The sequence below is a fragment of the Burkholderia sp. Ac-20384 genome (assembly GCF_017104605.1).
Lineage (GTDB): Bacteria > Pseudomonadota > Gammaproteobacteria > Burkholderiales > Burkholderiaceae > Burkholderia > Burkholderia lata.
Window position 1 is genome coordinate 1 of the sequence record NZ_JAAGPE010000293.1, and the last position, 11,145, is coordinate 11,145.

An 11,145-nucleotide genomic window follows, 5' to 3' on the forward strand; every position below is an offset into this window, starting at 1 on the left:
TAGCAGCGCGAGGTCGTACGCATGCGTGACGTCCTTGATCCGCCCCATCACCGGCGGTAGCGCAAGCCCCGCGATGTTCGCGACCGCGTTGATCAGCGCGATCGACGCGGCGGCCGTGAGCCCCGATACGTACTCGGTCGTCACGGCCCAGAACACGGGCGTCGCGGCCCAGTTGAAGCCGACCGCGAGCACGAGTAGCGCATACGCGACGGGCAGCGTCGGCGTATAGATCGCCGCGATCAGCAACGCGCCGGCCAGCAGCATCGGCACGCCGAGATGCAGCGCGCGTTCGCCGCCGAGATCCGAATGCCGGCCGTTCACGTACATCGCGACGCACGCGAACAGGAACGGCAGCGCGGACAGGCTGCCGACCGCGAAACTCGATTGTCCCGACAGGCTCTTCACGAGCAGCGGCAGGAACAGCGTGAGGCCGATCGTGCCGAATGCCTGCAGCAGCCAGAACGCGGCGAGCGCCCACACCTTGCCGTCGCCGAACGCACGCCGCAGCGCGGCGCCATGCGACAGGTGCTCGCGCGGCGCGCTGTCGCGCAGCGTCGCTTCGAGCCACGCGCGCTCGTCGGCCGGCAGCCAGCGTGCATGCGCGGGCGTGTCGGGCAGGCGGCGCAGCACGACGAACCCGAGCAGCAGCGCGGGCACGCCTTCGAGCAGGAACAGCCAGCGCCAGCCTTCGATGCCCAGCACGCCGTTCAGGTTCAGCAGCGCACCGGACAGCGGCAACCCGATTACCGAGGCGAGCGTCGCGCCGATATAGAAAAACGACATCGCGCGCGCACGATCGCTCGGCGGATACCACGCCGACAGGTAGTAGATGATGCCCGGCGTGAATCCCGCTTCCGCCGCGCCGAGCAGCAGGCGCATCGCATAGAGCTGCCCCGGCGTATGGACGGTGCTCATCGCGGCCGCGACGATGCCCCACGTGATCATGATCCGCGCGATCCAGCGGCGTGCGCCGACGCGCGCGAGGAACAGGTTGCTCGGCACCTCGAACAGGATGTAGGTCACGTAGAACAGCCCCGCGCCCAACCCGTACATTTCGGCGCTCAGCCCGAGATCGGCGTTCATCTGCAGCGCCGCGACCGAGATGTTCGAGCGGTCGATATACGCGACGAGATACAGCAGCATCAGGAACGGAATCAGGCGCAGGTTCAGGCGTCGCATCGTCGCGGCGTGCAACGGCGGGGCGGCAGCGGTCATCGGTGTGTCTCCTGGTTCGTCCCGCGCGTCGTGCGGGACGGTACGGCCGCCGCGCGCGGCGGCAGCGTCGCGCCGCGTGAGGCGCGGCGTCATCCAGGCCAGTCTAGGAGCCGCGTGAATTTCGCGTCAATTACCGGGACGTCGTCTCGATATGTGAGATGCGTGTGGCGATCGGCGCCCCGCGTGCGTCTGGGTCGATTCGGCTCAGTAACGCATCACGAGAAACAGCCCGGCGGCCGCGAGCGCCATGCCCGGCCACGCGAGCGCGCCGATCGTCTCGCCCAGCGCGACGAGTGCGATCAGCGCGGTCGCGGGCGGGATCAGGAAGAACAGCGCCGACACGCGCGATGCCTCGCCATACCGCACCATCGCGAGCAGCAGCGAGATCGCGATCAGCGAGTTGCAGATGACGAGGTACGCGAGCGAACCGGCGAGCCCGGCGGTCCATTGCACGTGCATCGGTTCGAGCGCGAACGCGAGCGGCGCGGTGACCGCCAGGCCGACCGCGTACTGCACGAGGTTCGCGGTGACCGGATGCACGTCGGTGCCGAAGCGCTTTTCCCACAGCGTGCCGCCGGTGATGCATGCGAGCGCGAACAGGGCAAACGCGAGCGCCCACGGCGACGCGACGTCGACCGACGAACGCGCGAGGATCACCAGCACCGCGCCCGCGGCACCGAGCGCGAGCCCGATCCAGCGCAGCACGCCGACGCGCTCGCCGGCAATCATCGGCGCGAGCAGCCCGACGAGAATCGGCTGCTGCGACGTGACGAGCGCGACGGCGCCGGCCGACATGCCGAGCTTCAGGCTCAGGTACGTGAATGCGAAATAGCCGGCCTGCAGCAACAGGCCGACCACGACGAGATCGCGCCATGCGCGCGCCGTGCGCGGCAACGCGGGACGCAGCCACAGGAACGGGCCGGCGAGCAACGCGACGACGCAGGCATAGCGCAGCGCGAGGAACGTGAGCGGATCGGCATAGCGCAAGCCGAGCTTCAGGAACACGAAGCCGCTTGCCCACAGCAGCAGGAACAGCGCGGGCGCGATGCGCAGCCAGCCGGGTTGCCGTGCGGCATTCGAGGTATCGATCGCCGTCATGCGCACTCGCAGTGTGGCGTCGCAGGGATATCCGCCCCGCTTGCGCCGGGGCCGCGGGCATGCACGCGCATCAGCGGCGCACCGGGTGACAGGTGAGGATCGATACGGTCACGGTCGCGACGATGACGACCTGCGGTTCCCTCTTCATCACGGCATGCCCCCGGTATATTCGGTGTGCGACGATCATACGCCGCGTCAGCCGATCATGCTTCGTGGGGATCTCGCGCCAACCTCAATCATCCGACGCCAGCATCCGCGGTATCTCGTCGACGAGCGCATCGATGACGACGCGCACCTTCGACGGCACCTGGCGCGATGCCGGCCGCACCGCGAACACTTCGGCACCCGACACGCTGTTGCTGTCCATCACGAGCGCGAGGCGGCCGTCGCGCAGGTAAGGCGCCATCAGCCAGCACGGCAGCCACGCGAGGCCCGCGCCGGCGGCGGCCGCATCGGCGATCGCCAGCAGGTCGTCGAGCCGCAGGCGGCCGGCCGGGCGATGGTCGTGCACCGCGCCGTCCGCGCCGACGACCCGCCACGGCGTCGGTTGCCCGCCGCGCGAATACGCGATGCCGACGTGCGACGCGAGTGCGTCGAGCCCCGCCGGCCGGCCATGACGTTCGAGATACGCGGGCGACGCGCAAATGCCCATGCGCTGCACGCCGAGCTTCCGGCCGACGAGCGCGCTCGTATCGGCCAGCTCGCCGATGCGCACGGCGATGTCGAAACCGTCGTTGACCAGGTCGGCCACGCGATCGCTGAACGACACGTCGATCTCGAGCCGCGGATGGCGCTCGACGAGGCGCCGCATGACGGGCGCCACGCATTGCCGGCCGAACAGCACGGGCACGCTGACCCGCAGCCGCCCCGCCGGCTCGCGTTGCCCCGCGTCGAGCGCGGCCTCCGTCTCGCCGAGTTCGGCCAGCAGCCGCCGGCACTGCTCGTAGTAGACGAGCCCTTCGTCGGTCAGGCCCAGCTGGCGTGTCGTGCGCTGCAGGAGCCGGGTGCCGAGACGGCGTTCGAGCCGCGCGACGACCTTCGCGACGGCCGAGCGCGTAACGCCGAGCCGCAGCGCGGCCGCCGCGAAGCTGCCCGACTCCACCACGTCGACAAATTCGGCCACGCCTCTCAGCCGCTCGTCCATGCCATTCCGCTCCGGTTGGGTCACAGGGTTGTTTCCACACAGGCGACAGTTGTTGGCCGATTTCTCGCCAATGCGTCCCCATGCGCAACACTATGATAGTCCGCTCTATCTCGAAAAGGAGTCGACATGCACGCATGGCAAGTGAAACCGGGCGACGGCGCGGCCGGGCTTCGGCGCATCGACGCAACACGCCGCGCGGTCGGGCCGAACGACGTCGTCGTGAAGATCCACGCAGCCGGACTGAACTACCGCGACCTGATGTTCGCGCGCGGCGACTATCTCGGCATCGGCACGGACGCGCTGATTCCGGTTGCCGACGGCGCCGGCGAAGTCATCGAAACCGGCCGCGACGTCACGCGCTTCAAGCCGGGCGATCGTGTGATCAACACGTACTTCCCGCACTGGATCGACGGGCCGCCCACGCCGCAGAAAGTTTCGGGGTCGCCCGGCGCGCAATTCGACGGCGTGCTGGCCGAACATTTCGTGTCCGACGAAGCCGCGCTGGTCGCGATTCCCGCGCACCTGAACTACGACGAGGCGGCGACGCTGTCGTGCGCGGGCATCACCGCCTGGAATGCACTGTTCGCCGACGGCGGCCTGGGGCCCGGCGCGACGGTCGTGCTGCTCGGCACGGGCGGCGTGTCGATCGTCGCATTGCAGCTCGCGCATGCGGCGGGGCTGCGCACCATCGTCACGTCGTCGAGCGATGCGAAGCTCGAACGCGCCCGCGCACTCGGTGCGGACGCAACCATCAACTATCGCGCGACGCCCGACTGGCAGCACGAAGTGCTGCGGCTCACCGGCGGCGCGGGGGCGGATCTGGTCGTTGAAGTCGGCGGCAAGGAGACGCTGCCGCGCTCGGTCGCCGCGACGAAGATGGGCGGCATCGTGTCGGTCATCGGCGGCCTCAGCAGCTTCGCCGGCCCTGAACTCGGGCTGCTGTCGTTGATCGGCGGGATCCGGCAACTGCACGGGATCATGGTCGGCAGCCGCGCGATGCTCGACGATGTCGTGCGGCTGGTCGACGCGCAGCGGATCAAGCCGGTGGTCGATCGCGTGTTCGGCTTCGACGAAGCGCCGCAGGCGTATGCGTACCTGCAGTCGGGGCAGCACTTCGGCAAGGTCGTGATTCGCGTCGCGCAGTAAGCGCGTCGAGGCGACGGGCAGTTCGGCCCGCCGCCTCTTCCGTCATCGCGCCGTCAGAACTTGTGACGGATCCCCGCGTGAACCATCAGTTGCTTCGAGGTCGACGACAGGTCCGCCGCGCCGGGAATATAGGCCTGGTCGAGCGACGACCCCGTCGCATCGCCCGCGATCCGCTGGTACGCGCCCATCAGGTACACGTCCGTGCGCTTCGACAGGTTGTAGTCGGCCATCAGCCCGAGCGAATGGATCTTCGGCTTCGCGCTGCCCGTCGTCGCGTCATAGCGTACCGTCGTGTACACGTACTGCGCACCGACGAACAGCGCGGGCGTGAACTGGTATTTGCCGTTCACCTCGAAGTTCTGGTACTTGATCGCCGACACCGTGCCGCCCGCGAGCGGGCCGGTCACCGGCTCGATCGTTTCGTCGCCGAACAGGTAGCCGACGTTCGCGGTCGGCCGCGTGACGTTGCTGTTCGTGTACGCGAACCCGACCGTCGCCGGCCCCGCCGTGTAGTTGATGCCCGCCCCGAAGATCCGCAGCCGCGCCGACGCGAAGTTCGCATCGGCGCCGACCGATCCCGAGCCCGCGATCGCGCCGCCCGACGTTGCGCCCGGGTTGTCCGCATTCAGGAAAGCCGCGCCGACGAGCAACCCGCCCTGCTCGTACTGCGCGCCGACGCTCCACTGCCGGTTGTTCGCGAAGCCCGTGTCGTTGCTGAAGCTGTACGTGCCGCCGAACGAGAAGCCGGCAAAATCCGGGCTCGCATACTTCACCGTGTTGTTCACGCGAAACGTGTTGCCGGTGTTGTCGTTGTCGAGCGGATGCGAGAACGGGTAGACGCCCCAGCTGCCGTTTGCGGTCGTGGGCGCGAGATAGTCGACCACCGCATCGTATTGCCGGCCGAGCGTCAGCGTGCCGAAACGCGCGCTGCCGAGCCCGACGTAGGCCTGCCGCCCGAACATGCGGCCGCCCTGCGCGAGCGTGCCGGTGTTCACGTTGAAGCCGTTCTCGAGCTGGAACAGCGCGCTGTAGCCGCCGCCCAGATCCTCGGTGCCCTTCACCCCCCAGCGGCTGCCCTGCGCGAAGCCGCTCGCCATTTGCCACGCACTGTGGCCGCCGACGTTGTTCGTGTAGTCGATGCCCGCATCGACGAGGCCGTACAGCGTGACACTGCCTTGCGCGAACGCGGGCGCTGCACACAGCGCCGGAATCGCGACGAATAACGATCTCCAGTTCATTCGGTTTCCTTATTTATATTTTCGTGACTGCCCGTTTTCCGGGCATCGCCGCTTACTTCGCGCCGTAGATGTCGAAGTCGAAGTACTTCTTGTTGATCCGCTGGTACGTGCCGTTCGCAAGGATCGCCGCGAGCGCGCGGTTGAAGGCATCGCGCAGGTCGTTGTCCTGCTTGCGCAACCCGAGCCCGTCGCCCTGCCCGAAGTACTTCACGTCGTCGATCGCCGCGCCGACGAACGCGAAATCCTTGCCCTGCGGCTTCTTCAGGAAACCGTCGCTGGCCGCGATCGACGCCTGGAACGCCGCGTCGAGCCGGCCCGTCACGAGATCGGCATAGACCTGATCCTGGTTCTGGTACGACACGACCTGCACGCCGGCCGGCTGCCAGTTCGCGACCGCGTAGTCAGCCTGCGCGGAACCCTGCTCGACGCCCACGCGCTTGCCCTTCAGCGAATCGGCCGTCGGCAGCAGCGGCGAGCCCTTGCGCGCGATGAGGCGCGCCGGCGCATTCGAGATCCGGTTCGTGAATGCGATCTGCTGCTGCCGCTTCGGCGTGATCGTCATCGACGACGCAATCACGTCGAACTTGCGCGCGAGCAACCCCGGAATCATCCCGTCGAAACTCGACTCGACCCACACGCAGCGCGCACGCAGCTCCGCGCACAACGCGTTCGTGATGTCGATCCCGAAGCCCGTCAGCGTGCCGTCGGGCAGCTTGTATTCGAGCGGCGGGTAAGTCGGATCGACCGCGAGGCGAATCTCCTTGCCCGCCCAGTCGCCCGCATGCGCCGCGCTCGCCGCCAGCGCCACCGCGAGCGCCGCCATCCGTTTCCATTGCTTCATTGCCAGTCTCCTTCCTTGTGTGAATCGTCAGTCGAAATCGTGCGGGCACGTCACGCGAGGTAGCGTTCCGCCAGTGCAATCCAGTAGCTCGCGCCCGTGGCGAGGCATGCGTCGTTGAAATCGTAGCCGGGGTGGTGCAGCCCGCATCCGGCGGCGCCGTCGCCGTTGCCGATCGACAGGTAGCTGCCGGGGCACGCGTTCAGCATGAACGCGAAGTCCTCGCTGGCGGCGATCGGCCGCAGATGCGGGATCAGCGCGCCATCGCCGCCCCATTCGCGGGCAACCTCGCGTGCAAACGCGGTTTGCTCCGCGTGATTGACCAGCACCGGGTACTCGTGCCGGTAGTCGATCTCGGCAGTGGCGCCATAGCTCGCAGCCTGCCCGTGCACGATCTCGCGAATTCGCCGCTCCAGCAGCGCGCGCACGTCCGGCGACAGCGCGCGCACGCTGAGTTCGAGATCCGCGTGCGGCGGGATCACGTTCGATGCGGTGCCCGCATGGATCGAGCCGGCCGTCACGATCGCGAGGTCCTGCGGGTTCACGTTGCGCGACACGACGGTCTGCAGCGCCATCACGATCGACGCGCACACGACCACCGGATCGATCGTCGTATGCGGCGCCGCGCCATGCCCGCCGCGCCCGGTCACGCGCACGCGCACCTCGTCGGCCGAAGCCATCGCCGGGCCGTCGCAGAAGCCGAGCACGCCGGCCGGCAGGCCCGGCACGTTGTGCATTGCGAACACCGCATCGCACGGAAACTGCTCGAACAGCCCGTCGTCGATCATCCGCCTCGCGCCGCCGAGCCCTTCCTCGGCCGGCTGGAAAATCAGGTTCAGCGTGCCCGTGAAGCGTTCGCGCTCGGCCAGGCAGCGCGCCGCCGCGAGCAGCATCGCCGTATGGCCGTCGTGGCCGCACGCGTGCATCACGCCGTCGCACCGGCTCGCGTGCGGCAGCCCGGTCGTCTCGCGGATCGGCAGTGCGTCCATGTCCGCGCGCAGCCCGAGCCGCTTTCCGGGGCCGCGCGTCAACGTGCCGACCACGCCCGTGCCGCCCAGACCGCGCGTCACCCGATAACCCCACGTTGTCAGGAAGCCGGCGACGAGATCGCTCGTCGCGTGCTCCTCGAAACCAAGCTCCGGATGCGCATGCAGCCGGCGGCGCAGCGCAATCATCTCCGCCTCGATGGCCGCCATTTCCGGCGGGATGTGTTTGTGGTCCAACCCCGATTCTCCTCGATGCGTTCCGGTTGCCGATCGCCCGAATGACCGATCGTGGCCGCATCGTAGGCAGCGAAAATCCCGGCGAACAGCCTCGGTTTCGTTATGATGACAACCTTTCGTTGTCGGGTATCGCACCATGAGCACGATCAAGCTGCATCAGCTGCAGGCGCTCGTCGCGAGCGCGGAGGCCGGCAGCATCCGCGGCGCGGCCCGCACGCTCGGGCTGTCGCAGGCGGCCGTCACACGCGCGCTGCGCGAGCTGGAGGCCAGCGAACGCCTGCCGCTGCTGGTCCGCGCGCCGGAGGGGATCGGCTTCACCGAATACGGCAAGACGCTGCTCACGCACGCGAAGCTCGTGCTGAAACAGCTCGAACACGCGCAGAGCGATCTCGAACGCATGCGCGGCCGCGTCGAAGGCCGGTTGAGCATCGGCGTCACGCCGTGGCTCACGATGACGTTCCTCGCGGAAGCGGTGCTGCGCTTTCGCGCGCAGATGCCCGACGTGCGCCTCGAACTTTACGAGGCGCTGATGGCCGTCGCGCAGCCGCTGTTGCGCGACGGCAGCATGGATTTCGCGCTCGGGCACGTGCAACCGGGCGGCACGCAGGAATTCGCATTCGAGCCGATGCTGCGCTACGAGACAGCGGTGATGGTGCGCGCCGGCCATCCGCTCGAGCACGCGCGGTCGATCCACGACCTGCTCGATAACGACTGGGTATTGAATTTCGCGGCCGACGGACAGGCCGCGCTCGTCGATTACCTGTTCACGCGCCACGGTGCCGAGATCGACGAACGGCGTATCGTGCGTGCGCAGTCGGTGGCGATGCTGCAGACGATGCTCGAGCAGGCCGACATGTGCACGTGGTGCCCGACGATCCTCGCGGCCGTGCCGTCGTTCGGCGAACGGATGCGCGCGCTGCAGTTGAACGAGACTTTCGAGCCGCGCGACCTCGGGATCGTCACGCGGCGCAGCAGCACGCTCAGCGACGCCGCGCGCTGCTTCATCGACTGCCTGCTGCACGTGATCCGCCGGCATGCGCGATCGGCACGCAAGGCGGATCTCGCGCTGTTCAGGACGCTGTCGCTGCTGATCTGACGCGCGGCCGGCGCGGCAGGCGCGGCTCGCCGCCGCGCCGTCGCCTGCGCCTCATGCGTGTGCTGCCCGTCAGATCTTCGCCGTGAGCGTGATCCCGACCGTGCGCGGATCGCCGTACAGCACCGGATACGCGCCATACGACGGCAGCAGCTCGAGCTTCTTGTAGACCTTGTTGGTCAGGTTCGTCACGTAGCCCGTCACGATGTACTTCTGGTTCGGCGTCGTGTAGGACACGTGCGCGTTCAGCACCGTGTAGCCGCCCTGCCAGAGCTGCGGCATCGTCTGCCGCGTCGCGCTGAAGTACTCGCGGCTGCGGTAATTCACGTCGCCGCCGGCCGTCAGCGTGCCGAACGACACCGGCACGCGATAGTCGAAGCCCGCGTTGATCGTCGTATGCGGCGAACGCGCGAACGAGTTGCCGACGGCGGTCGGCACGTAGCGGAACTCCGTGTAGCGCGTGTTCAGCATCCCGAGGTTCGCGAACAGGTAGAGGCTGTTGACCGGCTGCGCCTTCAGCTCCAGCTCGAAGCCGTCCGCGCGCCCCTGCCCCGCGTTCGACAGCGTCGACACCGGCGGCCCGCCGAACGGGTTCGGCGCCAGCGCGAACACCTGGATGTCGCGATAGTCGTAGTGGAACACGCTCGCGTTGACGATCAGCCGCTTGTCGAACCACTCGCTCTTGATGCCGACTTCGTAGTCGGTCAGGTACTCCGGCGACACGGTCGACACCGTACTCTGCGTATACGCATTGCCGTTGTAACCACCCGACCGGAAACCGCGCGCATAGCGGAAATACGCGCGCACGTTGCTGCTGAGCGCATATTCGGGCGTGAGGTCCCAGGTCGGCGCGCGCCACGTGTTCGTCTGGTTCTGCCGCGCGCTGACCGCCAGCGGCGACGACACCGACGACGGATCCCACCAGCTGCCCGGATTGCTGAACGTCACGTTGCCGGTGTCCTGCAACCCGGTCAGGTTGATGTTCTTGCGCTCGATCGTGTAACGCAGCCCGCCCGTCACGTTGAAGCGGTCGGTGAACCGGTACTTCACGCTGCCGAAGATCGCCGCGCTCTGCGTGTGCTGCGTGAGGTCGGTCAGGTGGTAGAACGCGGGCGACGGCGAGCCCGGCAGGCCGCCGCCGGCACCCTGCTCGGCCAGTTGCTCGGTGAACAGGTGCGTGCCGACGAGCCAGCTGAACCGGTCGTTCTGCGGCGATTCGAGCCGGAGTTCCTGCGAGAACTGGCGGCTCGACAAGCGATCGTGCGAACGCGCGGCGTCGAACGCGGAATAGTCCTCGTCGTCCTGGTACCAGCGGTGCAGCCCTTCGAACGCGGTGATCGATGTCAGCGTCACCGCCGGGTTGATGCGCCAGTGCGCGGTGAGCGACGTGCCCCAGGTCGAGATGTGATCGCTCGACGGCGCGTTGAGCGACACCGTGTACGGATCGCTCGACCCGACGAAGCCGAACTGGTTCGCGCCACCCGGCCCCGCACCCTGCGCGTGCCACGCATTGCCGCCGCCCGTGTAGTTGCGGCCGTGGATGTTGAACAGGAAGTCGGTATCCGACGTCGGCACGGCGAGCACCTGGAAGCGCACCGCATTGTCGTGGAAGCCGCCGAAGCGCCCTTGCTGCACGGTATTGGTGTAGAAGCTGTCGGCGTTCTCGTGATACACCGACACGCGCGCGGCCAGCACGTCGTTCTTGCCGATCGGGCCGCCGATCGCGGCTTCCGCGAGCCGGCTGTTGTACTGGCCGAGCCCGATCTTGCCGTAGCCGCTCACGTCGAAGGTCGGCTTCTGCGACGTGATGCTGAGCGCGCCACCGACGGTATTCTTGCCCCACAGCGTGCCCTGCGGGCCGCGCAGCACTTCGATGCGATCGAGGTCGAACAGCGGGAAGCCCTGCCCGAACACGCTGTTGATGTAGACGTCGTCGAAGTACACGCCGATCGGGCTCAGCGACAGGTCCGACGGATCGTTGCTGCCGACGCCGCGCAGGAACCAGCGCGGCCGCTCACGGCCTTCGGTCGATTGCCCGGTGAAGTTCGGCACGTACTTCGTGACGTCGTTGACCACGCGCAGCTCGTTGTTCCTGATCGTGTCGCCGCTCAACGCGCTCACCGCGACCGGCACATCCTGGATGCTCTCCT

9 protein-coding genes are annotated in these 11,145 nt (G+C 67.9%); 2 read left to right on the forward strand and 7 right to left on the reverse strand.

Features of this window, described 5'->3' with window-relative positions:
- From G3O00_RS34235 to G3O00_RS34245, 3 genes are all read right to left on the reverse strand, one after another.
- Positions 1-1,215: MFS transporter (locus G3O00_RS34235; protein ID WP_206145630.1), on the reverse strand; the 1,215-nt coding region annotated here is incomplete at its 3' end.
- A 204-nt stretch (positions 1,216-1,419) separates the two neighbouring features.
- The gene (locus G3O00_RS34240) at positions 1,420-2,313 is read right to left on the reverse strand and encodes a DMT family transporter (RefSeq protein WP_206145631.1); all 894 of its coding nucleotides are present in this window, start codon (positions 2,311-2,313) and stop codon (positions 1,420-1,422) included.
- 232 nt (positions 2,314-2,545) lie between these two features.
- Positions 2,546-3,457, reverse strand: a complete 912-nt coding sequence (locus tag G3O00_RS34245) for a LysR family transcriptional regulator (RefSeq protein ID WP_011356186.1) — start codon at positions 3,455-3,457, stop codon at positions 2,546-2,548.
- A gap of 126 nt (positions 3,458-3,583) precedes the next feature.
- On the opposite strand from G3O00_RS34245, the gene G3O00_RS34250 reads away from it, so the two are divergent.
- Positions 3,584-4,603: an NAD(P)-dependent alcohol dehydrogenase gene (locus G3O00_RS34250; protein WP_206145632.1), complete on the forward strand. Its 1,020-nt coding sequence runs from the start codon at positions 3,584-3,586 to the stop codon at positions 4,601-4,603.
- A gap of 53 nt (positions 4,604-4,656) precedes the next feature.
- Here G3O00_RS34250 and G3O00_RS34255 read toward each other — a convergent pair whose 3' ends face one another.
- From G3O00_RS34255 to G3O00_RS34265, 3 genes are read right to left on the reverse strand one after another with little or no spacing between them, the layout of a single operon-like run.
- The gene (locus G3O00_RS34255) at positions 4,657-5,841 is read right to left on the reverse strand and encodes a porin (protein ID WP_011356188.1); all 1,185 of its coding nucleotides are present in this window, start codon (positions 5,839-5,841) and stop codon (positions 4,657-4,659) included.
- A gap of 52 nt (positions 5,842-5,893) precedes the next feature.
- Positions 5,894-6,682 (reverse strand): ABC transporter substrate-binding protein, encoded by a 789-nt coding sequence (locus G3O00_RS34260; RefSeq protein WP_206145633.1) that lies wholly within the window; start codon positions 6,680-6,682, stop codon positions 5,894-5,896.
- A 50-nt stretch (positions 6,683-6,732) separates the two neighbouring features.
- Entirely contained in the window at positions 6,733-7,902 is a 1,170-nt protein-coding gene (locus tag G3O00_RS34265; RefSeq protein ID WP_206145634.1) for a M20 aminoacylase family protein, read from the reverse strand.
- A 136-nt stretch (positions 7,903-8,038) separates the two neighbouring features.
- Here G3O00_RS34265 and G3O00_RS34270 point away from each other — a divergent pair, with 136 nt between their 5' ends.
- Positions 8,039-8,998, forward strand: a complete 960-nt coding sequence (locus G3O00_RS34270) for a LysR substrate-binding domain-containing protein (RefSeq protein ID WP_206145635.1) — start codon at positions 8,039-8,041, stop codon at positions 8,996-8,998.
- A 69-nt stretch (positions 8,999-9,067) separates the two neighbouring features.
- On the opposite strand, the gene G3O00_RS34275 is transcribed toward G3O00_RS34270, so the two are convergent.
- Positions 9,068-11,145: TonB-dependent receptor (locus G3O00_RS34275; protein WP_206145636.1), on the reverse strand; the 2,078-nt coding region annotated here is incomplete at its 5' end.

What these genes read in the sequence shown, in the direction of transcription:
- G3O00_RS34270 (WP_206145635.1), top strand. Translation starts at nt 8,039, where the DNA reads ATGAGCACGATCAAGCTGCATCAGCTGCAGGCGCTCGTCGCGAGCGCG.
- G3O00_RS34255 (WP_011356188.1), bottom strand. Translation starts at nt 5,841, where the DNA reads ATGAACTGGAGATCGTTATTCGTCGCGATTCCGGCGCTGTGTGCAGCG.
- G3O00_RS34250 (WP_206145632.1), top strand. Translation starts at nt 3,584, where the DNA reads ATGCACGCATGGCAAGTGAAACCGGGCGACGGCGCGGCCGGGCTTCGG.
- G3O00_RS34245 (WP_011356186.1), bottom strand. Translation starts at nt 3,457, where the DNA reads ATGGACGAGCGGCTGAGAGGCGTGGCCGAATTTGTCGACGTGGTGGAG.
- G3O00_RS34240 (WP_206145631.1), bottom strand. Translation starts at nt 2,313, where the DNA reads ATGACGGCGATCGATACCTCGAATGCCGCACGGCAACCCGGCTGGCTG.
- G3O00_RS34260 (WP_206145633.1), bottom strand. Translation starts at nt 6,682, where the DNA reads ATGAAGCAATGGAAACGGATGGCGGCGCTCGCGGTGGCGCTGGCGGCG.